Below are 22,478 nucleotides of genomic sequence, written 5' to 3'. Positions count from 1 at the left end.
ACTTGTTGTTCCTGCTGCAGGAGCTGCCCAAACTGGGCGGAAATCCTACCGAGGAACAACTGGTTCCGCTGCTCCCCTGGGCCGAAAACCTTCCCGAGTATTGCAAACTCAAATAATTTTAACCGATTTGAGCTCCTTATGGGAGCTCTTTTCTTTATCCCTCACGGGGGATTATGGAGCGCTTACGTTATTTTTACTTATATACTTATAGGTTTTTGGAGCGTACCGGGCGGGAGGTCAGGCTGTACAAGACTTTGGACTCACCGGGCCGCAGGCCGGGAACCTTATAAAGAGCCTGAAACCTTGCCGCCGGCAGGACCTTGTGAAGACTACAGCAGTCAGCGGTACCAGGTGAAGCTTTTTGCCAAGCTTTTTCACGAAAAAGCGTCGTAGTCGATGGGGAGGGTGGGCAGGCCGTTCAGGTCCAGGCCGGCGGTGTGGCCCGCGATGTACTCGTAATACCCCTGGGATGCGATCATGGCTCCGTTGTCGCCGCAGAATTTCAGCTGGGGCAAAAAGACCTGGGCGCCCAGCTTCTGGGCTCCGTCGTTCACCAGCTGACGCAGACGTCCGTTGGCCGCCACGCCGCCCGCCAGACATACCTGCTGCGCGCCGGTGTCGGCGGCCGCCAACAGCAGCTTTTCCGCCAGAATGCCGTCGATCCGCTCCTGGAAACTGGCCGCCAGGTCGGGGACGTTGATCTCCAGACCCTTCATCCGCGCCTGGTTCACCTCGTTGAGGACGGCGGTTTTCAGGCCCGAAAAACTGACGTTGTACTTGCCCTCCACATGGGGCACCGGCAGACGGTAGGCATGGGGATCGCCGGTCTTGGCCGCGGCGGCGATGCTGGGCCCGCCCGGATAGGGCAGGCCCAGGGTCCGGGCCACCTTGTCGAAGGCCTCGCCGGCGGCGTCATCCACCGTCCGGCCCAGAACATGGAACCGGGTATAATCCTCCACCTGGACAATGTGGCTGTGTCCGCCCGAGGCCACCAGGCACAGGAACGGCGGCTTCAGCTCGGGATGGGTCAGGTAGAGGGCTGCAATGTGTCCCCGCAGATGATGCACCGGGACCAGCGGTTTGCCCGCCGAATAGGCCAGGCCCTTGGCAAAGTTGACCCCCACCAGCACCGCGCCGATCAGGCCCGGGGCAAAGGTCACCGCCACGGCGTCCACCTGGTCGATGGTATAACCGGCGTCCGCCAGGGCCTTGTCCACCGTGGCGCTGATGTACTCACAGTGCCGGCGGCTGGCAATCTCGGGCACCACGCCCCCGTAGAGGGCCTGTTCCTTGACGCTGGTGGAAATGACGTTGCTTTTCAGCAGGCGGCCGTCCTCCACCAGGGCGGCGGCGGTTTCATCACAGGTGGATTCAATTCCCAGTATAACCATGTTCGCGTTTGTTCCTCCGCAGTATGATGTGTTGGGGGCTGTTAATGGGCCTCCAGCCAGGATTTGCCCTGGCGGACGTCGGTGTCCAGCGGCACTGCAAACTGGACGCAGCCCTCCATTTCTTCTTTCAGGATGCGGGCGGCCTGCTCGGCTTCGGCCTCGGGGGCCTCCACGATCAGTTCGTCGTGGACGGTGAGGATCAGCCGGCTTTCCAGCTTTTCATCCCGCAGACGCCGCCAGACCCGCACCATGGCCAGCTTGATGACGTCCGCCGCGGTGCCCTGAATGGGGGTGTTGCGGGCCATCCGCTCTCCGCTGGTGCGGACCGCAAAGTTGGAGTTGGACAGCTCGGGCAGGGCCCGCCGCCGTCCAAACAGGGTGCTGACATAGCCTTTCTCCTTGGCGTCGGCGATGGTCTGCTCCATATAGCTGTCCACCTTGGGGAAGCTGGCCAGATAGTTTTTCAGGAAAGCGCCGGCCTCCTTCACCGAGACCCCCAGGTCCTCCGACAGGCTGAATGCGCCCTTGCCGTACATGATGCCGAAGTTGATGGCCTTGGCGGCGGTGCGCAGCCGGGGGGTCACTTCCTCCAGAGGGATGCCGTAAATCTTGGCGGCGGTGCTGCGGTGGATGTCCTGACCGCTGCGGAAGGCCTCCTGCATGTGCTCGTCCCCGGTGATGTGGGCCAGAATCCGCAGCTCAATCTGGCTGTAGTCGGCGTCCACAAAGACGCAGCCCGGCTTGGCCACAAAGAAGCTCCGCAGCTGGCTGCCCAGCTCGGTGCGGATGGGGATGTTCTGCAGATTGGGGTTGTCCGACGACAGGCGGCCGGTGCGGGCCTCGGTCTGGTTGAAGGTGGAGTGAATCCGGCCGTCGGGGCCGATTACCTTCAGCAGGCCCTCCACATAGGTGGAGTACAGCTTCTGGTAGGAGCGGTACTGCAGAATCACGTCGATGAGGGGATAGTCGGGCCGCAGCTTCTGAAGGGTGGCGTTGTCGGTGGACCAGCCCCGGCTGGTCTTGCGGCCGTGGGGCAGGTTCATCTTGACAAAGAGCATATCTCCCAGCTGCTTGGGACTGTTGGGGTTGAAGTCGGGGTCCTCCACCTGGCTGCGGATATAGGACAGGGTGCTGTCGATTTTCTCCCGCAGCTGGATGCCGAACTGCTCAATCCCCGCCCGGTCCACCAGGACGCCGGTGCGGGTCATGTCGGCCAGCACCTGGGCCAGGGGGAACTCAATGTCGTTGTAGAGGGAATCCTCTCCCAGCCGGGTGATTTCCTCCTTCATCTTGGCGAACAGCCCCGCCAGATAGGGGGCGTCGGGCCATTCCTCACAGGTGAAGGCGGGGGCGATCTTGTAGGACTCGGCCAGGGCGGCAATGCTGTACTTGGCCGCCGAGGCGTCCAGCAGATAGGCCGCCAGCTTGCCGTCCCAGGTGATGGAGGCGCCCCAGCCGCCCTGTTCCATGGCGGCGGCATAGAGGGGGGGCGCGTCGAACACCTCGGCGGTGACGGCGGGGTCATCCAGCAGCCGGGGCAGGTCGCTGGCGGCCAGAGGATAGACGGCGGCGTCCTGGACGGCGTACCAGTGGGCGGGGCGCTCCTCCACAATGCGGTTGCCCTTTTTGCCGTAGACCGCCGGCCGGGCCGCCAGCAGATACAGGCCCTGGGGATGGGCGGGCAGCTCCGACACCTGCCCGGCGGGCAGGGGAGCAGCCTCCTCCGCGGGGCCGTCCTGGGCGGGGAGAACGTGTTCCAGGCCCAGACGGGGGATCAGGGCCCGGATTTCCAGGTCCAGCATCAGGCGCACCGCTGCGGCCTTGTCGCCCTCACCCGGCGCATAGTGGTCGGGGTCGGTGTCGATGGGGGCGTCGGTGCGGATGGTGCCCAGGGTGTAGCTGAGCTCGGCGTCGGCTTTGTAGTCCAGCAGGTTGGCCCGCTGGCGGGGCTTGATGGCGGGGTCGTCGATGTGTTCGTACACCCCCGCCAGGCTGCCGAACTGCTGAATCAGGGCCAGGGCGGTTTTTTCGCCGATGCCCTTGACGCCGGGAATATTGTCCGACGAGTCGCCCATCAGACTCTTGACGTCGATGAGCTGCCGGGGGCTGACCCCATACTGGGCCTGCACCGCCTCAGGGTCCATGACCCGGGTCTCACTGTGGCCCCGGGACGTGGTGGCCAGCAGGACGGTGGTGGTGTCGCTCACCAGCTGCAGGTTGTCCCGGTCTCCGGTGGCCAGGTAGCAGGTCTCCCCACGCTGGTCACAGGCGGCGGCCAGGGTGCCCAGAATGTCGTCGGCCTCCCAGCCCTCGGCCGTCACCAGGCAGTAGCCCAGGTCGGTGAGAAGCTGGCGCAGAAGCGGCATCTGGGAGGCCAGCTCCTCCGGCATCCCGTGGCGGGTGGCCTTGTAGCCGTCATACATCTTGTGGCGGAAGGTGGGGGCCGGCAGGTCAAAGGCGATGGCCACCTTGTCGGGCTGATAGGTCTGGGTCAGGGAGAGCAAAATGTTCATAAAGCCATAGATGGCATTGGTATATTGCCCCTCTTTGGTGGTCAGCACCTTGATACCGAAAAAAGCGCGGTTGGCGATGCTGTTGCCGTCAACGACCATTAAAGACATTGCATGAATCCTCCCTGTATGTGCAGCCCGCGTGCAGGCGGGCTGTGCGTCTGTCGCACCTTTATCTCTCAGTATACCACAAAAAGACCGGCGGGAACAAGACCAGGCTCCCGATACGCAAAAATACCCCGCCCGGACAGCCGGACGGGGCGGGGATCAGTTGGTGGTCTGGATGGCGCCCACCGGGCAGGACTCGGCGGCGCTCACCGCCTGGGGAACGTCCTCCGGGGGGATTTCGCCGGGGATGGCCACCGCCAGGGTGCCGTCCATGGAAAAGACCTCGGGGCAAAGGCCGGCGCACTGGGTGCAGCCGATGCAGAGATTGGGATCAACAGAGGCTTTCATGGTCTCGCTCCTTTTTCGGGTGAATTTTCAAAGGGGGGCGGCCCGCCGCCCTCACCCTCACAGTCTGCCCCAAACCGGGCCGGTCTATACTTTCGCCCGGCGGTATGCTACAATACAGGTATTCACACCGGAAAGGACAGGAGCAAGATGAACATTCAGATTTTCGGCACCACCAAGTGCTTTGACACCAAAAAGGCCCAGCGGTATTTTAAGGAGCGGGGCATCCGCTTTCAGATGATCGACCTGAAAGAGAAGGGGATGAGCCGGGGCGAGTTTGACAACGTGGCCCGGGCGGTGGGCGGCTGGCAGAACCTGGTCAACCCCGCCGCCAAGGACAAGCAGACCCTGGCTTTGCTGGACGCTTTGATCGACTGGCAGAAAGAGGACAAGCTGTTTGAAAACCAGCAGCTGCTGAAAACCCCCATTGTCCGCAACGGCCGCCAGGCCACCGTGGGCTACCAGCCCGAAGTCTGGGCCAAGTGGGAGTAAGTTAAACGGTCAGGGCGGCCAGAGCCTTCAGGAAGGCGTCCACATTGGCCTCGGGGGTGGCCCAGCTGGTCACCAGGCGGATGCAGGTGTGGTCCGCATCGGGCTTGGAGGAGAACTCAAAGCCGAAATCCGGCTTGAGGGCCTCCACCACCGCGTCGGGGAAGATGGGGAACTGCTGGTTGGTGATGCTGTCGCAGAAGAAGGGATAGCCCAGGGCGGCGATGCCGGCCTTGAGCTTCAGGGCCATCTGGTTGGCGTGTTCGGCCAGGGCCACATAGCGGCCCTCCTGGAACAGCTGCTCAAACTGGATGCCCAGCAGCCAGCCCTTGGCCAGCATGCCGCCCCGCTGCTTGATGTTGTAGCGGAAATCGGGCTTGAGGGCCGGGTTCAGGATCACCAGGGCCTCGCCGAACAAAGCGCCGTTCTTGGTGCCGCCGATGTAGAAGGCGTCGCACAGCCGGCCCAGGTCGGCCAGGGAGGGGCCGCCGGCGGCCAGGCCGCTGGCCAGCCGGGCGCCGTCCAGGTACAGCCACAGGCCCAGCTCATCGCAGACGGCCCGCAGAGCCTCCACTTCGGCCAGGCTGTAGACGGTGCCGATCTCGGTGGTCTGGCTGATGTAGACCAGCTTGGGCTTGACCATGTGCTCGTCGGGATGGGATGCCACGGCGGTGCGGATGGCGTCGGGGGTCAGTTTGCCGTCCACGGCGGGGCAGGCAATGCACTTGTGGCCGGTGGCCTCAATGGCGCCGGTCTCGTGGACGCAGATGTGGCCGCTGGCGGCGGCGATGGCCGCCTCATAAGGACGGAGGAAGGCCGCAATGGCGGTGGCGTTGGTCTGGGTGCCGCCCACCAGCAGGTGGACGTCGGCGTCGGGACGGCCGATGGCCTGGCGGATCAGGTCATGGGCGCGGGCCGAGTGGGGGTCGGTGGAATAGCCGGGGTTCCCCTCGGTGTTGGTGGCGGCCATGGCCTCCAGAATGGAGGGATGGCAGCCCTCGCTGTAATCGTTGGTGAAACGGATCATACGGTAACACTCCTTTTTTATGCAGTCGGCATAAGGCTATTATAGCATGCCGGGCGGCCCTGGCAAGAGGCGGCTTCGACATCATTTCACAAAATTACCATAGCCAATCTTTTGCGCCATGAGGCACAATGTGCTATACTATACGGAGAGTCATTGCACAAACCGGCCCCACCGGGCCGAAAACGATTTGTTGGAAGGCAGGAGACAGACACAACATGAGAACCTATGTCACCCCGGAGGAACACGCACGCATCCATCGCCGCCGCCGCCGTCAGGCGCTGGGGCTGGTGATGCTGGTGCTGCTGGTCATCGGGATTTTTACGGTGCTGGGGGCGGGCTACCGGCTGGTGGCCGGCCTGTTTGACAACACCGAACAGATGAAAGAATACGAGGACAAGCTGGAGGGCCTGGTGCTGTTCGATCCGCTGCCCTTCGAGGGCATCGAGAACATCGACGACCTGACCCTGCGTGAGGCCGCTGTCTGGGGCTGCATCTACAGCATCCAGGAGACCCAGGGCAACTTTGACAACTACGCCCACGACCCCACCACCGAACAGCTGCTGCTGCCGGCGGTGGAGGTGGACGCCTATCTGGCCCGGCTGGTGGGCCCCTCCTTCCAGCTGACCCACCGCAGCTTTGACATGGACGACATGACCATCGTCTTTGACGAGGCCACCCAGTGCTACAGCATCCCGGTCACCGGCGGCGTGGGTTACTATCGCGCCGACGTGGTCAAGATGTTCAAGGAGGACGGCAAGCTCCACGTCACCGTGGGCTATATCCCCACCAGCACCCAGGACGACCTCATCAGCACCCAGTCCGACACACCCACCAAATATATGGACTATATCTTTGAGCGGACCAGCGGCAGCTGGTACCTCACCGGCCTGACCGAGAGCGCCACCAAGCCCGAACAGGCAGCCTCCTCCCAGGCGGCCAACTCGGTGGTGATGATGGACCCCGAACAGCTTCAGGACGCCATCCGCTCGGGGGTCAACCCCAACGCCGATTCCAGCAGCTCCGCGTCCAGCGGGGCCGCATCCAGTGAAGCGGCGTCCAGCGAGGCCGCCAGCAGCGAAGCCGCCGCCAGCAGTGAGGCCGCTTCCAGCGCCGGCAGCGAGGCTGCCTCCACCGACGCAGCCGCCTGACCCCAAACAACCGAAACATCCCGGGCCCCGGCCCGGTGATACTCCAAACAGAAAACATACGGTCAAAAAAGTCCCAGCCGGACGACATGTGCGTACGGCTGGGACACCTACAGGGAAATTTGCCGCAGAGAGTGTGCGAGGCCGTAAGGCTGAGTGCACGGTTCTGCGGCAAATTTTGTCCCCAGGGGCAAACACAGCGACCGCGTCCTGTGGACGAAACAGGGAGCTGTGTTTGGCGCAGCGCTCCAATTTTCGCAAGGGCGCACCTGCGGCCCGCCGGGAAAATTGGCCAAGCGCAAGAGGACAGCGGTCTGTCTTTTGCAAGGGCGCCGCGACGCCCGCCGCAAAAGCAGGGAACCGCAACCAAGGAATTTCTGTCACGCGCATGCGTGCAGAAATGGGTTCCCCCTAAAGCGTGTCGCTTTTCGACACGCTCAGACGCTCTGCCGAAAGATGGCGGAGCGTCTTGTTTTGTATGGAGAGGGCGGGGATTATTTCAGGTCGAAGCGGACCACCACCAGCCGGTACCACAGATAGGGCACCATGTTCCAGATCATCCACAGTTCCATCAGCAGGTAGTGGGGCAGGTCCCGCAGGCGGAAAGGCCGCTTGCCCAGCCGGCCCTCCCGGAGAATGGCAAAGGCCTCGTGCATACCCTTGTCCCAGGCGTCACCAAAGCCCTGTTTGTGGAACTTATAGTATTTCAGCAGGTAGCCCGCCAGCAGGGGCAGGGCGTTGACCAAAAGCATCAGGGCGGGCTCGTTTTTGAGGGGGAGAAGGATGCTGTTGCGGCCGCTCTGCTGGCTCTTGAAGGCGTTGTACCGCACCGCGCCGGTGCTGGCGCCGCAGATGTGGTAGCAGCGGGCCGCGGGGCACAGGATGTTCTTGTAGCCGGCATTGTTGGCCCGCCAGCTCAGGTCCACGTCCTCGAAGTAGGCGAAAAAGTTCTCGTCAAAGCCGCCGATCTCGTCCAGGATGCTCTTGCGGTAGAGGGCCGCACCGCCGCAGGCCGAGAAAATCCGTTTCTGTCTGGTGTAGCGGCTGGCGCGGCGGCCGTCGCCGGTCTTGCAGGCGAAGCCCATCCAGGTGACGTAGTCGCCGGCGTCGTCGGCCAGTTCCCGGTCAAAGTGGCGGATCATCAGGCTCTGGACCGCGAAAATCCGGCGGTCGCTGTCCGCCGCACGGATCAGCTCGGCCAGCCACTGGGGCTCGGCGAAGGCGTCGTTGTTGAACAGCACCACATATTCGCTCTGGGCCCGGGCAATGCCCTGGTTCACCGCGTGGGAAAAACCGGTGTTGTGGCCGTTTTCGATCAGGGTGAAGTTGGGCCGGCTGCAATAGCTGCGGGCCTGGTCCAGGCTTTCGTCGGTGGAACCGTTGTCCACCACAATGAGTTCAAAGTCCTGCTCGGTCTGGGCGTAGATGGATTCGATGGAATCCTTCAGCCAGCCTTTGCCGTTGATGTTGGGGATGACGATGGTTGCTTTCATGGGCCGCTCCTGTTTCCGGGGCCGCGGGGGCGGCCGGGTCTTGTCACACAATTAAACTATATTATAGCACACTTTCCCCATAAAAAACAGCCCGCAGCGGCGCTTCTGCGGACAAAATGGGGCGGTGCAAACGCAAGAGAGCAGCCGCCCCACCTTTAACATCTCTATTTCTTTTTCGTTTTGTTCGCTGCGCTGGGCCCAGAGGGGGAGGGAGGGGGTTTCGACTCCCCCTCCCTACCCCCTCTGGACTCCCTACCCTCCCTAACGACCAGGGTCTGAACCCTGGACCCAAAAGAGGAAGTCGCGGCGTTCAAAAGCCTAAAAAACACTGTCATGCCTGACCTGTTTAAACTTTCAAGGCCTCAAACGGCGGCACGGGTGTTTTTCTTAACGGCTTTTGCCCGCCGCTCCGATTGCTGAGCGCGCCCACCAAAGCGGGCGCGGGGCCTGTGGGTAAACCCATAATGACAGAAAACCCCCGCCTTCCCGGGGTGGGAGAGCGGGGGTGAGTACAGGGTTAGTTCTTTGTCAGGGTGGGCAGGGAACCGGTGAAGGTGTATCTCCAGTCTGAGTTTTTATCCTCCAATGCGCTATTCATGGCCTCAACGGCAGTCTCCCAGGTTGTGCTGCCGTCCACCTTGGTGGCTTTGCCGGTGAGGTCATCGTCGTCGTCGGCGTCGCCGACGCCCTTATCGCCGTCTACGGTGCCGCTCCAGTAGCAGGCGGTGATGGTGCCGGTGAAGTTGCTGCCGCTGTTGACGCCCACCACGCCGCCGGCGCTGCCGCCTGTGGCGGTCACAGAACCGGTGGCATAGCAGGCAGTAACCTCGCCGGCGTTGGTGTTGGAGCCCACCACGCCGCCGGTGGCGTTACCGTTCACCGTGCCGGTGAAGTAGCAGGCGGTGACGGTTCTGGTGTCGTTGCAACCCACCACGCCGCCGGCAATGTCGCCGGTCACCGTGCCGGTGGAGGAACAGCCAGTCACGGTGCTGAGGTTGTAACCCACCACGCCGCCGGCGGAGGTGTAGCTGCCGGTGCCGTTCACCTTGGCCGAGGAAGAACAGCCGATGACGCTGCCGTCTCTTCTGTTTATGCCCACCACGCCGCCGGCGATGTTGCCGCTGATGCTGCCACCAGTGACATGGCAGTTTTCAATGGCGCCTTCGTTGAGGCCCACTACTGCGCCGGCGTAGCCGCTGGTATTGGTGTAGGTGCTCTTGACATCGGGGGTGGCCAGGGTCAGGGCCTGCACCGTGCCCTTCTCGCCAATGCGGCCGAACAGGCCGGCAACCTGAGCGCTGCTGTCTACCTTCAGCCCGGAGATGGTGTGTTTGCCGCCGTCAAAGGTGCCGGTGTACGCATTGTTAACATCGCCAACGGGGGTCCAGGGCTGGTTCTCGAGGTCAATGTTGCGGGCCAGGGTGCAGTTGGTGGAGGGGTTTGCCTTTGCGGCCTCGGCCCACGCCCGCAGGCCCGCGGCGGTGTAGACAATATAGGTATTGCCCTGAATGACATAGTCGGGGTCGGGCTCGTCCTTGTCGTGGCTGCCGGCCTTGAGCACCTCCACGTCCACCGCGATGTAATAGCCGCCCTCGGCCTCGATCATGGAGACATGGGCGCGGTAGCTGCCGTCATCGGGCAGGGAGGAAAAGACTCGGTTCCACTCGGTAAAGGCCGATCGGGCTGCGGCGTCGGGGTCGCTGCCGGGCTGGAAGGTGAGGGTCACGCCGTGCTGGCCCTGCTGGCCGTCCCCCAGATTGCTAAAGGTGATGCTGCCGCCCGAGAGGTTCAGGTTTTCCACCAGGGCGGCCAATACCTCCTCCTGGGTGTCGCCGGCCGCGGCGGCTTTTTTCAGGGCGGCGGTGAGGTCGGGGTCCACCTCCACCGTGACATTGTTGTACTGGCCGCTGAGCAGGTCGGCGATCACCTGGGACAGGGCCTTGCTGCCGCCGCAGCCCGCCAGCAGGCTCAGCGCCAGCGCCGCCGACACCAGCAGCGCCGTCAGCTTTTTCATACAGGTCATGGGTTCCTCCTTTGGTTTGCGTCCGAAAAGGTGTACTTTTCCGGGCAAGGGTGTTCGGACATCTGTCATGTAAAATTATACCAGAAAAAACGCCGGGCAGCAATCCATTTAAAGCAATAAACCATCCCCCTTTGGCCTGTTCGGAAAGGTACACCTTTTCGGGCAGGGGCGTTTTTTGGACTTTTGGCGGCGGACAGCGCGCAAAAAAGCCCGCAGCTTTGTGCTGCGGGCCCAGACTGTCAAAAAGTCCCAGCCGGACGACATGTGCGTACGGCTGGGACACCTACAGGGAAATTTGCCGCGGAGAGTGTGCGAGGCCGCAAGGCCGAGTGCGCGGTTCTGCGGCAAATTTTGTCCCCAGGGGGATATTAGGGGGAAGGAATTTCTGTCACGCGCATGCGTGCAGAAATGGGTTCCCCCTAAAGCGTGGCGTTTTTCGCCACGCTCAGCCCGCAGCTTTGTGCTGCGGGCCGGAAAAGGGAGAGGGGGACTCCCGGAGAGGTTAAGGGGTCAGGTTCAGGCGGCCAGAGCGTCCTGGATGGAGGTCAGGACGGCGTCGGAATCCTCACAGCAGACCAGGACCACCTCGCCGGAGGGGACGGTGGTGACGGTGGCTGCCTTGGCGATCTCGTACTGGTCGGCCAGGTAGTTCTGCATCGACTTCTGCTGGCTGGTGACGTAGTCCTCCAGGGCCTGCTTGACGGTGTCGGTCTTGCCCTCGGCGGGCTTGACGATGGCCACCGCATAGCTGCGGACGTTCATCAGGGACACCGAGGCCGACAGGCTCTCATAGTCGCCCTCCGACAGGCCCAGCATGGGCAGGATGAAGTTTTCGGCCTGGGCCTGCAGGTCCTCGGTGGTGGCCTCCTCGCTGTAGCCGTCGGTGGCGGAGAAGTTGCCGTCCTTGTCAATGTTGAGGATCAGCATGGTCTCGTTGTCCTCGTCGTTGCGGGCGTCGTGGATGATCTGGCTGTAATCCTTGGGCTCCGAAACGCTGGAGGAGGAGCTGGCGCCGCAGGCGGCAAAGGCAAACAGGGCCATGGAAGCGGCAACAGCGGCAATCAGAATCTTTTTCATAAGTCTTTATTTCCTTTCATGTTAAAACGGTTTGATTGAAACACAGGGGAGCGGTGCTTTCCCACAGGATGGGCCGGCCGGGGGCATTTTATGCGCCCCGCAAGTCCCCTGTGAAGTCCTGTCACATGCTATACGAACAGCCCCGGGGGAAAATTGCGGTCGTTCAAAAAGGGTTTACAATTTCTTACAAACCCCGCCCGCGCCGGCAAAAAAAGACCCCCTCCGCCCCTTGCGGGGCCGGAAGAGGTCCTTGAAAACAGCTCGGAAAATCCGGCGGGTTACAGCTGCAGGGATTCCAGCGGGCCGTGATCCACCGGGGTGGACAGAATGATCTGGGTGCAGGTGCTGCCCAGCTTCTGGAACTGGAGAATCAGCTGTTCCAGCTGCATCATACTGCCGCAGCTGACCTTGATGAGGAAGGTATACTCTCCGGTGACGTGATAGCACTGGAGCACCTCTTTGCTGTTCTGCAGCAGGCTGAGCAGACTTTCCCGCTCCGACGGCGCCACCGACAGGCTGATGAGGGCATCCACATACAGACGGTTGGCGGGGCGGTTCAGGACCACAGTATAGCCCCCGATGATCCCGTCGGATTCCAGCTTGTGAATCCGGCTGGAAACCGCCGGGCTGGTGAGGGAGACGTGCTCCGCGATTTCCTTGACGGGCATCCGCGCATTGCGCGCCAGAAGGGAGAGGATCTTACGGTCCAAATCATCCATGGTTCGATTACCTCCATCGATCTATTCCCGGTGAATTCCGGTGAAATAGATAAAATTTTCTTTTAATAAAGTTTTCAGTTGTAAAAAATCACAAACTTGGGCAAAAATGTGAAACAGTCTGATTCCAGGTTTAATTATATAAAGTTTTACCGAAAAAGTAAAGTGAAATGATAAGGCATTTTGAAAATTTACAATTTGACAATAAATCGGATTTGGGTATAATACAAATCACAGGGCCGCGCTGCGCCGTGGTGCGCGCCGGGCCGTTCCAATGAGATTTACTGCTTTATATACTTTCCCACCCCTCTATACACAAAAACCCGCTGCCAGGCGGGTTTTTGTGTTATACGGGGTTTTCTGCCGGTGGAAAACGAAACAGCTCCCTCGCCCGGGATGACGGGCAGGGGAGCTGTTTTTGATTGCAGGGAAATCTTAAACCAGATAGTTCTCGAAGACGTGGAGGTCCTCCCGCTTGACGATGCCTTCCAGATACAGGCCCTCGGGGCGGTATTCCTCGGTCAGGACGCTGCCGCGCTCCCGCATGGGGGCGGCCAGGCCCAAAGCGTCATAGGGCAGCAGCACCCGGATGGTCCGCACCCGGTCGCTGAGCAGCTGGTCCAGCCGCTGGAGCAGGCGGTCCAGGCCCAGGCCGGTCTTGGCGCTGGTGAGGAGGATATCGGGGTCGAAGGCGGCGGCCCCCGGCTTGTCGCACTTGTTGTAGACGGTCAGGCGGGGGATGTCGTCGCAGTCCAGGCTGTCCAGAACCTCCTGGGTCACCGCCAGCTGTTCCTCCCGCAGGGGGTCGGCGGCGTCCGCCACCTGGACGATGACGTCCGACCAGGCCGCCTCTTCCAGGGTGCTCTTGAAGGCCTCCACCAGGTTATGGGGCAGCCGGGACACAAAACCAACCGTATCCACCAGCAGCACCGCCATGCCGCTGGGCAGCACCAGCTTGCGGCTGGTGGGGTCCAGGGTGGCGAACAGCATATCCGCTTCGGCCACGCTGGGGCCGCACAGGGCGTTCATCAGGCTGGACTTGCCCACGTTGGTATAGCCCACCAGGCTCACCACCGGCATCCCGGTCTTGGCCCGGGCCCGGCGGCTCTCGCCCCGGCGCTTTTCCATCTCGGCCAGACGCTCGGCCAGGGTGTCAATGCGGGCGTGGATGTGGCGGCGGTCCAGTTCCAGCTTGGTCTCGCCGGCGCCGCGCCGGGCGCCGCCGCCGCCCCCGCCGCCGCCGCCCTGACGGCTCAGGCTCTCGCCCATGCCCTGCAAACGGGGCAGACGGTACTTCAGCAGGGCCAGCTCGGTCTGCAGTTTGCCCTCGTTGGTCACCGCGCGGCTGCGGAAAATTTCCAGAATCAGCATGGTGCGGTCGATGACCTCCACCCCCACCGCCGCCGAAATATTGCGGATCTGGCTGCCGGTCAGCTCTCCGTCAAAGACGGCGCACTGGGCCCCCAGCTGTTCGGCGGCCATCCGGGCCTCCTCCAGCTTGCCGCTGCCCAGAACGGTGCCCGCCTCGGGGGTGGACCGCTTCTGCACCACTTCGCCCACCGCTTCCATGTGGTTGGCCTCGCAGAGGGCCGCCAGTTCCCCCAGGCTCCGCTCGCAGTCCCAGGCTCCCTGGTCCAGCGCCAGCAGCAGGGTGGGGGTGGGGGGCGTCTCTACCAGAATATCATACAGTTCGCTCAAAACAGTTCCTTTCTCTTGTGGGCGGCCCATTCCGCCCGGGTCAAACGGTAGACGTGACAGTCCACCGGGGTTCCGTCAAATTTGTGATACACCGCGTCGTGGTCGTAGACAAAACCCGCTTTCTGCATCACCGCGCCGCTGGCGGGGTTCTCCAGCGCATGGCGGCAGGCCAGCCAGCTGCCTTCCGACTTGACGAACCAATAGTCCACCACCGCCTGCAGCGCTTCGGTGGTATAGCCGTGGTTCCACCAGGGCTGCCCAATGCAGTAGCCCGGCTCCCAGATCCCTTCTGCCAGGTCGGCGCCCCGCTCCGCCCAGGCCCGGACGGATTCCGGTTCACCGGCCCGGCCGTCCGCCAGGCTGATGGACCCGATCAACTCGCCGGTGTCCTTCTCCACCATGGCCCACTGGTAATAGTCGGGGTTCTGGTACAGAACCGACCACGCCGTCAGCAGGGCGCAGGTCTCCAGGACGTCTTTGTGGGGCTCCCAGCGGAGGTAACGGGTGACCGCCGGATTGCTGGCCCAGTTGCGGTACATGGCCGGGGCGTCCTCCGGCAAAAGGCGGCGCAGAACCAGCCGCGGGGTTTCGAGGGTTTGTGTGCCAACATGGCGCATCCGGCATCATCTTCCTTTCCTGTGTGTGCAGACCAGTATAACGGAAAACCGTCTTTTATGCAAGCGGTGCTTGACAATTTGGCCCAGACCGCTACACTGGTACCATAAACCGCTGAAAGTGAGACAAATCTATGAAAAACGCGCGCGATATTCTGCGAGACAGGGTCCTGGTGTTCGACGGGGGCATGGGGACCTATTATAAAGGCCGCCCCGGTATGGAATGCGAACAGGCCAATCTTGCCGACCCTGAGGGGATTCTGGCTGTCCACCGGGAATACCTGGACGCCGGGGCCGAGGCCATCAAGACCAATACCTTCGGCCTGCCCCGGATGGCCGCCGCCGGCCTGGACAACTGGCAGGAACTGGCGGCCGCCGGCTGGCGTCTGGCCTGCCGGGCCGCCGAGGGAACCGGTGCGGCGGTGTTTGCCGACCTGGGCCCGGCCCCGGCCACCGATGCCGCCCCGGCCGCCCAGACCTACCGGGCGGCGGCCCAGGTCTTTCTGGACCTGGGGGCGGAAAACTTCCTGTTTGAAACCCTGAGCACCGACGAGGGAGTAGCTGAGGCGGCGGCCTTCATCAAGGAACGGCGGCCCGAGGCCTTCATCCTGGTGTCCTTTGCGGCCCTGCCCGACGGCTACACCCGGGAAGGCCGTTCCTGCCGGGAACTGGCAGCCCACATGGCCCGGTGCGGCCATGTGGACGCGGTGGGCCTCAACTGCCTGCTGGCACCCAGCGCCATGGCGTCGGTGCTGCCGGCGGTGACCGGCTGCGGCCTGCCGGTGTCGGCCATGCCCAACGGCGGCTATCCGCTGGTGACCCGCAGCCGGGTGGTGTACCAGGGCCGGCCCGACTATTTTGCCCGGGAACTGTGCCGCATCCGGCAGCGGGGCGGGGTGATTCTGGGGGGCTGCTGCGGCACCACCCCCGCTCACATCGCCGCCCTGCGCCAGGCTCTGGAATCCACCCCCATGCCCATTGCGGCGTCGGCCCCGGCGGCGGACGTCCCCGCTGACACCCCCCTGCTGACCCCCGCCGACCCCTTCCTGCAAAAGCTGGCCCGGGGGGAAAAGGTGATTGCGGTGGAGCTGGACTCCCCCAAGGACGCCGACCTGTCGGGCTATGTGGAGGGGGCACGGCGGCTCCAGGCGGCGGGCGCCGACGCCGTCACGGTGGCGGACTGCCCCATCGCCCGGGCCCGGGTGGATTCCTCCCTCACCGCCTGCAAGCTGCGGCGGGAACTGGGGATGGTGGCCCTGCCCCACATGACCTGCCGGGACCGGAACCTGAACGCCACCAAGGCCCTGCTGCTGGGCCTTTATGCCGAAGGGGTGCGGGAAGTGCTGGCCATCACCGGAGACCCCATCCCCACCGCCGAGCGGGACGAGGTGAAAAACGTCTACCAGTTCAACTCCCGCAAGCTGGCCCGGTACATTCACTCCCTGGCGGGCCCGGGGGAGGCCCTGCCGGGCATGACCGTCTTTGGCGCGCTGAACCTCAATGCCCGGAACTTTGACGTGGAGCTGCGCCGGGCCCAGGAAAAGCAGGCCAGCGGCATGGCGGGCTTTTTGACCCAGCCGGTGCTGTCGGAGGCGGCGGTGGACAACCTGAAAGCCGCTCGGGCCGCCCTGCCCGACGCCAAAATCCTGGCGGGCATCCTGCCGGTGGTGAGCCAGCGGAACGCCCTGTACATGGAGAACGAAATCAACGGCATCCATGTGGATGAGGCCATCATCCGCCGGTACGAGGGGGCGGACCGGGCCCAGGGCGAGGCCCTGGGGCTGGAAATTTCGCTGGAAATGGCCCGTGCGGCGGCGCCCTACGCCGACGGGTTCTATCTGATGACCCCCTTTAACCGGGTGGCCCTGATGGAGCGGCTGATTGCCGCCCTCAAACAGGAGGCATTATGAAGCGGCTGAAGGAGCTGGCCCAGTGGCTGGTCTGCCTGCTGGTGATTGCCGTTCTGGCCCGGGTGGCCTGCATGGTGCTGGCCCCCGGCAACCCTGCCGGCATTGTGGCGCTGATGCTGGTGATTGCGCTGCTGATCGCCCTGGCGGGGGTAGAAGCGGCGCTGCTGATCCTGCGGCTGCTGGGCCGGAAATAACCGGCCCGGCCCCCTTCAAACGCCCTTTTGAAGCCCCTGAGGGGCGGATTTTTGCCGGAATGTGACCCGGACACCATCCGCCTTGACAGGGGGAGAGGGGACCCACTATAATAGGGCCATAGAGCAAAAAAAACTGCGGGGCTGCCCGACCCAAAGGGGGACAGCCCTTTTGAAAAAGATATTGGTTTGTCACAACAAACCTCAAAGCCGCGCCGTCCCGGCAGACACCGCACCGCCGCCCCGGAATAGAATGGGGAAGGCCGCGGGGGAGGGACGGCCGTCCAAATGCAGGAGAAACGAGGGTGAATTTATGACGAAAGAGATGATTTTGGGGATTCTGATCCCCTTTGCAGGGACGTCCCTGGGCGCGGGATGCGTGTTTTTGATGCGGGACCAGCTGCGGCTGGGGGTGCGCCGGATGCTGATTGGCTTTGCGGCCGGCGTGATGGTGGCGGCGTCCATCTGGAGCCTGCTGATCCCGGCGCTGGAAGAAGCCGAATCGGCCGGACTGGGCGTGTGGTCCTTTGTGCCGGCGGCGGGCGGTTTCTGGCTGGGGGTGCTGTTCCTGCTGGCGCTGGACCATCTGATCCCCCATCTGCATCAGGATGCCGACAGCCCCGAGGGCCCGCCGGCCCGGCTGCCCCGCATCACCATGATGCTGCTGGCGGTGACCCTCCACAACATCCCGGAAGGGATGGCGGTGGGCGTGGTGTATGCCGCCTGGCTGGCCGGAGAGGGGGAAATCTCTCTGGCGGGTGCGCTGGCCCTGTCGCTGGGCATCGCCATCCAGAATTTCCCCGAGGGCGCCATCGTGTCCATGCCGCTGCGGGCGGAAGGGGCCAGCCGGCCCCGGGCTTTCCTGGACGGGGTGCTGTCGGGAGCGGTGGAGCCTCTGGCCGCGTTCTTTACCGTGATGGCCGCCAGCCTGGTGATCCCAGCTCTGCCCTGGCTGCTGAGTTTCGCCGCCGGCGCCATGCTGTATGTGGTGGTGGAGGAACTGGTGCCCGAGATGACCGAGGGCGGACATTCCGACATCGGCCCGCTGGCCTTTGCTCTGGGGTTCACCCTGATGATGGCGCTGGATGTGGCGCTGGGGTGAAAAACTGACATAAAGCGGTCGCCCCGCTTTTACACACGGTTTTTCTTTTAAGTTTTGTTCGCTCCGCTGGGGCCAGAGGGCCAGGGAGGGGGTTTCGACTCCCCCTCCCTAGGTCCGGGTTGCCGTTACCCAAATTTTCAGCGCGGGGCGCTGCCCGCTTGAAAATTTGGACGGCTGCCCCTGCTCCGCCTCGGCTGTATCTGCCGCAGGCAGCGCCTCGGCTCCGCAGCCTCTGGACTCCCTACCCACCCTAACGACCAGGCCTCTTGCGCTTAGCCGATTTTTGCGGCGCGCCAGGGATGGCGCTTGCAAAAACCGGAGCGCTGCGCCAGCTTCGGCCCGGCTGTTTCGTCCACTGGACGCGCCGGGCCAAAGCTGCCCTGGACCCAGATAGGGAAGTCGCGGCGTTCAAAAGCCTAAAAAACACTGTCATGCCTGGCCCGTGGAAACTTTCAGGGCCTCGAATGGCGGCACGGGTGTTTTTCTTAACGGCTTTTGCCCGCCGCTCCGATTGAGACCACAGGCCCGCCTCAGCGGGCTGGTGGTTCGGTGAGTCTCTAGCTGCTGTGGGGCGCACACTTTGAAATTGCAAAGTGATACCCTTTCTATGATCTAAACCCACCCAACCACCCATTAGCGGAACCCCTGCGGCCTGTGGCCGCGCCCCCTGACAGGGGCTCTAAACCAAAAACAACCCCCGCCTCTTTTGGAGAAGCGGGGGCTTTGTTATATTGTTTTTCAGCGCGTGCCGGGGATGAAAAACAGGCCACACAAAACCTTGGACTCACAGGGCCGCAGGCCGGGAGCCTTATAAAGCGGCTGTAAGTTTACCGCCGGCAGGGCCTGGTGAAGATTACAGCAGTCAGCGGTACCAGGTGAAAAGCTTTTTGTATCCTTTTTCTCGAAAAAGGATGGGCCGCAGGCCGGGAGCCTGATAAAGAGGCTGAAACCTTACCGCCGGCAGGGCCTGGTGAAGATTACAGCAGTCCGCGGTACCAGGTGAAAAGATTTTTGTATCCTTTTTCTCGAAAAAGGATGGGGCGCAGCCCGGGAGCCTGATAAAGAGGCTGAAACCTTACCGCCGGCAGGGCCTGGTGAAGTCCACAGCAGTCGGCGGTACCAGGTGAAAGTCTTTTGCCTACTTTTCTTCAGAAAAGTAGGCGTTGCCGAGGCGAAGATGGCGGAACCCGTTTTCTTCGAAAAATTCCACTGTGCCCACCACGGTGATCTGGCTGCCCTCCTCGGGATAGCCTTCCGGGTAGGCGGGGGCGTCCGCCAGACTGAACTCCAGGCCCTGGGCACAACAGGCCAGGGCGTCCTCAATGATGCAGTAGAAATAGTTCTTGCTCAGGTCCAGCTCGCCGTCCATGGTGTAGGCGTGGTCCACCGAGAACTCCCCCTGCATCCGCACCGTCTTGCCCAGATAGGGGATGGGATCGTACAGCAGGTTGCTCACCTCCGCAAACACCATGGTGCTGCTGAGGGTGGTGAGGTCTACGTCCACCTGGATGTCAGAGCCTTCCGCCTGGGTTTCGGCCTCAGGCTGGGCCGGGACGCTGGAAGCGGGCGGGACCGATGAAACCGAATCCGCCGGCTCCTGGGAGGAGGCGGAACCGCCGCAGCCCGCCAACAGGAGGACGGCCGTCAGGGCCGCCCAAAAACGACAGAGGCGCTGCTTCATCCCTGCACCCCGCCGGTGACGGCCCCCGCCAGAGCAAAGAGGGCAAAGACTCCCAGGTCCACCGCCACAATGGTGGAACCCACCGGGGTTCCGGCCAAAATCGAAATCAGGATGCCCGCCACGGCGCACACCACCGACACCACCGCGGCGCAGATGGTGACCGCACGGAAACTCTTGAACAGCCGCATGGCCGACAGGGCCGGGAAGATGATGAGGGCCGAAATCAGCAACGACCCCACCAGATTCATGGCCAGCACGATGATGACCGCCACCACCACCGCAATCAGCAGGCTGTAGCGGCTGGCGGGCAGGCCGGTGGCCGAGGCAAAGGCCTCGTCAAAAGTGACGGCAAAAATCCGGTTGTAGAACACCACAAACAGGGCAATCACCACCACCGACAGCACCACGCACAGCCACACTTCGGCCTGGGTCAGGGTCAGGATGGAGGTGGAGCCGAACAGGGTGCTGCACACGTCGCCGGACAGGTTGGTGCTGGTGGAAAACAGGTTCATCAGCAGGTAGCCGATGGCCAGGGTGCCCACCGACAGCACCGCAATGGCGGCGTCGCCCTGGAGCTTGGCGCTCTGGCCGCTGCGCAGCAGCAGGATGGCGGCAATGACCGTCACCGGCAGCACCAGCAGCATCTCGTCGGTGAGGTTGAACACAGCCGCCACCGCCAGGGCTCCGAAAGCCACATGGGACAGGCCGTCTCCGATGAAGGAAAACCGCTTGAGCACCAGGGTCACACCGAACAAAGACGCGCACAGGGCGATCAGGACGCCCACGATCAGGGCGTAGCGGACAAAGGGAAAGGTGAAATAGTACTGCAGGGTCTGAAACGCGCTCATGCGTTGTCACCGCCTTTCTCAACCGGGGCGAACATCTGGCCCACCGGGCTGGTCAGGTAGGCCGCCGACGTCCCGAAGAACAGCCGCTGGCCCTCCCCGATATGAAGGATATGGCTGGCGTACTGGGCCGCCGCCGCAATGTCGTGGGAAATCATGATGACGGTGATGCCGTCGGCCCGGTTCAGCTCGGCGATCAGCTCGTACAGCTCGGCGGTGACTTTGGGGTCCAGGCCTGCCACCGGCTCGTCCAGCAAAAGCAGCTTGCGGGTGGCGCACAGGGCCCGGGCCAACAGCACGCGCTGCTGCTGGCCGCCCGACAGTTCCCGATAACACCGGCGGGCCAGGCCCTCAATGCCCAGCCGCTCCATATTGCGGGCCGCCAGGGCTTTCTCTTCCTTGGAGAAGAAGGGCCGCAGGCCGCACCGGCTCAGGCATCCCGACAACACCACTTCCTGCACCGAGGCGGGGAAATCCCGCTGAAGGGGAGTCTGCTGGGGCAGATAGCCGATTTCGTTTTTGTGCAGGCCGTCGCTGAAGGTGATGGTCCCCGCCAGCGGGGGCCGCAGCCCCAGCAGGGTTTTCATCAGGGTGGACTTGCCCGAGCCGTTCTCGCCCACGATGCACAGGTAATCCCCTTCCTCCACCGTGAAGGAAAGGTGCTCTGCCACCCGGGTGTTCTCGTACCCCAGGGTCAGATCCTTGCAGGTAATCAGTGCCATAGTGTCTCCTTTATGCCAGAGCGGCTTTCAAAACGTCCAGGTTGGACTCCATGATGGACAGATAGGTGGTGCCGGCGGCCACATCCTCCGCCGAGGTGCCCTGCATCGAATCCAGACGCAGCAGGGCGGCGTCCTTGGACGCGGTATTCTGGATGATGGTCTGGGCCACACGCTGGTCCGAATTCTCGATGGTCAGCACCGCGGGCAGGTGGAGCTCGTCCACCTTGCCGGCCAGGAAGGCGATGGTCTCAAAGCTGGCCTCGGTCTCGGCCGAGCAGCCCGGGAAGGCGGCGTACACCTCCAGGCCGTAGTCCTCGGTCAGGTACCGGAAGGGGAACCGGTCCCCGAACAGCACCGTTTTCACCGATGCAGCGTCCACCGCGGCCTGATACTGGGCGTCCAGGTCGGCCAGCTGAGCCTCATAGGCGGCCGCATTGGCGGCGTAGGCGTCGGCGTGGTCGGGGTCCAGCTGGGCCAGGGTGTCGGCAATGGACTGGGTCAGGAGAGAGGCGTTTTTCACCGACAGCCACACATGCTCGTCGTACTCGTCCTCGTCGCCGTGGTCGTGGCCTTCATGGTCCTCGGCCTGCATCCCTTCGGTCAGCTCCTCCAGGCGGGCGTTGTCCCCCAGAATCTCCAGCAGGCTCAGGACCTTCATGTCGGGGTTGACGGCCTCTTTCAGGGCGCCGTCCACCCAGCTGTCCGAGGTGCCACCCACATACAGGAACACATCACAGGAGGACAGTTTCAGCATATCCTCCGCCGAGGGCTGATAGCTGTGCATATCCACGCCGGTGTCCTGGAGCCATACCAGCTCCACACCCGGCACGTCCCCGATCACCTGACGGGCCCAGTCATAGATGGGAAAAATGGTGGTGACCACCTGCAGGCTCCCGTCCTGCTGGGGCTGGGACGACCCGGACGGGGCGGCCGAAGGGCCGGAAGAACTGCTCCCGGCACATCCGGCCAGCAAAACCCCCGCCAGGCAGACGGACAGCAGGACGGCAGCAATCTTGTGAAACTTCTTCATACCTTTTTTCAACCTCCGGGGCGGGAGTAGGGGAAAACCACCCCCGCCCAAAACGAGCGGCAGGCCGCCGGAAGCGTTCCTGCCGCGAATTTGCAACTTGACTGCAAATTATTATACACAGGCGGGATGGGTTTGTCAACGGGGGAGGCGGGGCCGGATGGTGAAAAAGAGTGACTTTTCAGGTGAAGGTTCTGCGCAGCAAAAAGCGCCGCACCCCAAAGGGCGCAGCGCACAGACGATCAAAAAAAGTCCCGGCCGGACGACATGTGCGTACGGCTGGGACACCTACAGGGAAATTTGCCGCAGAGAGTGTGCGAGGCCGCAAGGCCGAGTGCGCGGTTCTGCGGCAAATTTTGTCCCC

General features: G+C 63.0%; 20 protein-coding genes. 6 read left to right on the top strand and 14 right to left on the bottom strand.

The window, feature by feature from the left end:
- Positions 1–374: 374 nt before the first annotated feature.
- The 3 genes from tsaD to B5G28_RS11325 all read right to left on the bottom strand — a co-directional run bounded on the left by tsaD (position 375) and on the right by B5G28_RS11325 (position 4,357).
- Positions 375–1,391, bottom strand: a complete 1,017-nt coding sequence (tsaD, locus tag B5G28_RS11335; protein ID WP_087248883.1) for a tRNA (adenosine(37)-N6)-threonylcarbamoyltransferase complex transferase subunit TsaD — start codon at positions 1,389–1,391, stop codon at positions 375–377.
- 41 nt (positions 1,392–1,432) lie between these two features.
- Entirely contained in the window at positions 1,433–4,012 is a 2,580-nt protein-coding gene (polA, locus tag B5G28_RS11330) for a DNA polymerase I (RefSeq protein ID WP_087248881.1), read from the bottom strand.
- Positions 4,013–4,168: 156 nt separating this feature from the next.
- On the bottom strand, positions 4,169–4,357 hold the full coding sequence (locus B5G28_RS11325; protein ID WP_087248879.1) for a ferredoxin: 189 nt from the start codon (positions 4,355–4,357) through the stop codon (positions 4,169–4,171).
- A gap of 147 nt (positions 4,358–4,504) precedes the next feature.
- Between B5G28_RS11325 and B5G28_RS11320 the strand changes: the two genes are divergently transcribed.
- On the top strand, positions 4,505–4,846 hold the full coding sequence (locus B5G28_RS11320) for an arsenate reductase family protein (RefSeq protein ID WP_087248877.1): 342 nt from the start codon (positions 4,505–4,507) through the stop codon (positions 4,844–4,846).
- A 1-nt stretch (position 4,847) separates the two neighbouring features.
- Here the strand turns inward: B5G28_RS11320 and B5G28_RS11315 are convergent, their stop codons facing one another.
- Complete coding sequence (locus B5G28_RS11315; protein ID WP_087248875.1) at positions 4,848–5,870, bottom strand: aminotransferase class I/II-fold pyridoxal phosphate-dependent enzyme; 1,023 nt, start codon at positions 5,868–5,870, stop codon at positions 4,848–4,850.
- A 215-nt stretch (positions 5,871–6,085) separates the two neighbouring features.
- Here B5G28_RS11315 and B5G28_RS11310 point away from each other — a divergent pair, with 215 nt between their 5' ends.
- Positions 6,086–7,018 (top strand): Ice-structuring protein, encoded by a 933-nt coding sequence (locus B5G28_RS11310; protein ID WP_087248873.1) that lies wholly within the window; start codon positions 6,086–6,088, stop codon positions 7,016–7,018.
- A 491-nt stretch (positions 7,019–7,509) separates the two neighbouring features.
- Here the strand turns inward: B5G28_RS11310 and B5G28_RS11305 are convergent, their stop codons facing one another.
- The 6 genes from B5G28_RS11305 to B5G28_RS11280 form a co-directional block, all read right to left on the bottom strand.
- Complete coding sequence (locus tag B5G28_RS11305; protein ID WP_087248871.1) at positions 7,510–8,508, bottom strand: glycosyltransferase family 2 protein; 999 nt, start codon at positions 8,506–8,508, stop codon at positions 7,510–7,512.
- 517 nt (positions 8,509–9,025) lie between these two features.
- On the bottom strand, positions 9,026–10,531 hold the full coding sequence (locus B5G28_RS11300; protein WP_087248869.1) for a GLUG motif-containing protein: 1,506 nt from the start codon (positions 10,529–10,531) through the stop codon (positions 9,026–9,028).
- A 516-nt stretch (positions 10,532–11,047) separates the two neighbouring features.
- Positions 11,048–11,608, bottom strand: a complete 561-nt coding sequence (locus B5G28_RS11295; RefSeq protein WP_087248867.1) for a DUF4358 domain-containing protein — start codon at positions 11,606–11,608, stop codon at positions 11,048–11,050.
- Positions 11,609–11,886: 278 nt separating this feature from the next.
- Positions 11,887–12,327, bottom strand: coding sequence for an Lrp/AsnC family transcriptional regulator (locus B5G28_RS11290; protein ID WP_087248865.1), 441 nt, complete (start codon positions 12,325–12,327; stop codon positions 11,887–11,889).
- Positions 12,328–12,759: 432 nt separating this feature from the next.
- Positions 12,760–14,022, bottom strand: a complete 1,263-nt coding sequence (hflX, locus tag B5G28_RS11285; protein ID WP_087248863.1) for a GTPase HflX — start codon at positions 14,020–14,022, stop codon at positions 12,760–12,762.
- Positions 14,019–14,639 carry a GNAT family N-acetyltransferase gene (locus tag B5G28_RS11280; RefSeq protein ID WP_087248862.1) on the bottom strand — a complete coding sequence of 207 codons (621 nt, stop codon included), beginning with the start codon at positions 14,637–14,639 and terminating at the stop codon, positions 14,019–14,021. Before B5G28_RS11280 ends, hflX begins: the two co-directional genes overlap by 4 nt.
- A gap of 131 nt (positions 14,640–14,770) precedes the next feature.
- Between B5G28_RS11280 and B5G28_RS11275 the strand changes: the two genes are divergently transcribed.
- The 3 genes from B5G28_RS11275 to B5G28_RS11265 all read left to right on the top strand — a co-directional run bounded on the left by B5G28_RS11275 (position 14,771) and on the right by B5G28_RS11265 (position 17,839).
- The gene (locus tag B5G28_RS11275; RefSeq protein WP_087248860.1) at positions 14,771–16,546 is read left to right on the top strand and encodes a bifunctional homocysteine S-methyltransferase/methylenetetrahydrofolate reductase; all 1,776 of its coding nucleotides are present in this window, start codon (positions 14,771–14,773) and stop codon (positions 16,544–16,546) included.
- Positions 16,543–16,740 carry a hypothetical protein gene (locus tag B5G28_RS11270; protein WP_087248858.1) on the top strand — a complete coding sequence of 66 codons (198 nt, stop codon included), beginning with the start codon at positions 16,543–16,545 and terminating at the stop codon, positions 16,738–16,740. The genes B5G28_RS11275 and B5G28_RS11270 overlap by 4 nt, the downstream gene beginning before the upstream one ends.
- 310 nt (positions 16,741–17,050) lie before the next feature.
- On the top strand, positions 17,051–17,839 hold the full coding sequence (locus tag B5G28_RS11265; protein ID WP_087248856.1) for a ZIP family metal transporter: 789 nt from the start codon (positions 17,051–17,053) through the stop codon (positions 17,837–17,839).
- A gap of 1,138 nt (positions 17,840–18,977) precedes the next feature.
- Here B5G28_RS11265 and B5G28_RS11260 read toward each other — a convergent pair.
- The 4 genes from B5G28_RS11260 to B5G28_RS11245 are packed head-to-tail and all read right to left on the bottom strand — an operon-like array spanning position 18,978 to position 22,117.
- Positions 18,978–19,520 (bottom strand): hypothetical protein, encoded by a 543-nt coding sequence (locus B5G28_RS11260; protein WP_087248854.1) that lies wholly within the window; start codon positions 19,518–19,520, stop codon positions 18,978–18,980.
- Positions 19,517–20,368 carry a metal ABC transporter permease gene (locus tag B5G28_RS11255; RefSeq protein WP_087248852.1) on the bottom strand — a complete coding sequence of 284 codons (852 nt, stop codon included), beginning with the start codon at positions 20,366–20,368 and terminating at the stop codon, positions 19,517–19,519. The genes B5G28_RS11260 and B5G28_RS11255 overlap by 4 nt, the downstream gene beginning before the upstream one ends.
- Positions 20,365–21,087 carry a metal ABC transporter ATP-binding protein gene (locus tag B5G28_RS11250; protein WP_087248850.1) on the bottom strand — a complete coding sequence of 241 codons (723 nt, stop codon included), beginning with the start codon at positions 21,085–21,087 and terminating at the stop codon, positions 20,365–20,367. Before B5G28_RS11250 ends, B5G28_RS11255 begins: the two co-directional genes overlap by 4 nt.
- A 10-nt stretch (positions 21,088–21,097) precedes the next feature.
- The gene (locus B5G28_RS11245) at positions 21,098–22,117 is read right to left on the bottom strand and encodes a metal ABC transporter substrate-binding protein (RefSeq protein WP_087248848.1); all 1,020 of its coding nucleotides are present in this window, start codon (positions 22,115–22,117) and stop codon (positions 21,098–21,100) included.
- Positions 22,118–22,274: 157 nt separating this feature from the next.
- On the opposite strand from B5G28_RS11245, the gene B5G28_RS14845 reads away from it, so the two are divergent.
- Positions 22,275–22,478 (top strand): hypothetical protein (locus B5G28_RS14845; RefSeq protein WP_204228852.1); only part of this gene is annotated, 204 nt, incomplete at its 3' end.

It is taken from the genome of Faecalibacterium sp. An77, assembly GCF_002161315.1.
GTDB lineage: Bacteria > Bacillota > Clostridia > Oscillospirales > Ruminococcaceae > Faecalibacterium.
This window is presented reverse-complemented; position numbering and strand designations above follow the sequence as displayed.

What these genes read in the sequence shown, in the direction of transcription:
- tsaD (WP_087248883.1), bottom strand. Translation starts at nt 1,391, where the DNA reads ATGGTTATACTGGGAATTGAATCCACCTGTGATGAAACCGCCGCCGCC.
- polA (WP_087248881.1), bottom strand. Translation starts at nt 4,012, where the DNA reads ATGTCTTTAATGGTCGTTGACGGCAACAGCATCGCCAACCGCGCTTTT.
- B5G28_RS11325 (WP_087248879.1), bottom strand. Translation starts at nt 4,357, where the DNA reads ATGAAAGCCTCTGTTGATCCCAATCTCTGCATCGGCTGCACCCAGTGC.
- B5G28_RS11320 (WP_087248877.1), top strand. Translation starts at nt 4,505, where the DNA reads ATGAACATTCAGATTTTCGGCACCACCAAGTGCTTTGACACCAAAAAG.
- B5G28_RS11315 (WP_087248875.1), bottom strand. Translation starts at nt 5,870, where the DNA reads ATGATCCGTTTCACCAACGATTACAGCGAGGGCTGCCATCCCTCCATT.
- B5G28_RS11310 (WP_087248873.1), top strand. Translation starts at nt 6,086, where the DNA reads ATGAGAACCTATGTCACCCCGGAGGAACACGCACGCATCCATCGCCGC.
- B5G28_RS11305 (WP_087248871.1), bottom strand. Translation starts at nt 8,508, where the DNA reads ATGAAAGCAACCATCGTCATCCCCAACATCAACGGCAAAGGCTGGCTG.
- B5G28_RS11300 (WP_087248869.1), bottom strand. Translation starts at nt 10,531, where the DNA reads ATGACCTGTATGAAAAAGCTGACGGCGCTGCTGGTGTCGGCGGCGCTG.
- B5G28_RS11295 (WP_087248867.1), bottom strand. Translation starts at nt 11,608, where the DNA reads ATGAAAAAGATTCTGATTGCCGCTGTTGCCGCTTCCATGGCCCTGTTT.
- B5G28_RS11290 (WP_087248865.1), bottom strand. Translation starts at nt 12,327, where the DNA reads ATGGATGATTTGGACCGTAAGATCCTCTCCCTTCTGGCGCGCAATGCG.
- B5G28_RS11280 (WP_087248862.1), bottom strand. Translation starts at nt 14,639, where the DNA reads ATGCGCCATGTTGGCACACAAACCCTCGAAACCCCGCGGCTGGTTCTG.
- B5G28_RS11275 (WP_087248860.1), top strand. Translation starts at nt 14,771, where the DNA reads ATGAAAAACGCGCGCGATATTCTGCGAGACAGGGTCCTGGTGTTCGAC.
- B5G28_RS11270 (WP_087248858.1), top strand. Translation starts at nt 16,543, where the DNA reads ATGAAGCGGCTGAAGGAGCTGGCCCAGTGGCTGGTCTGCCTGCTGGTG.
- B5G28_RS11265 (WP_087248856.1), top strand. Translation starts at nt 17,051, where the DNA reads ATGACGAAAGAGATGATTTTGGGGATTCTGATCCCCTTTGCAGGGACG.
- B5G28_RS11260 (WP_087248854.1), bottom strand. Translation starts at nt 19,520, where the DNA reads ATGAAGCAGCGCCTCTGTCGTTTTTGGGCGGCCCTGACGGCCGTCCTC.
- B5G28_RS11255 (WP_087248852.1), bottom strand. Translation starts at nt 20,368, where the DNA reads ATGAGCGCGTTTCAGACCCTGCAGTACTATTTCACCTTTCCCTTTGTC.
- B5G28_RS11250 (WP_087248850.1), bottom strand. Translation starts at nt 21,087, where the DNA reads ATGGCACTGATTACCTGCAAGGATCTGACCCTGGGGTACGAGAACACC.
- B5G28_RS11245 (WP_087248848.1), bottom strand. Translation starts at nt 22,117, where the DNA reads ATGAAGAAGTTTCACAAGATTGCTGCCGTCCTGCTGTCCGTCTGCCTG.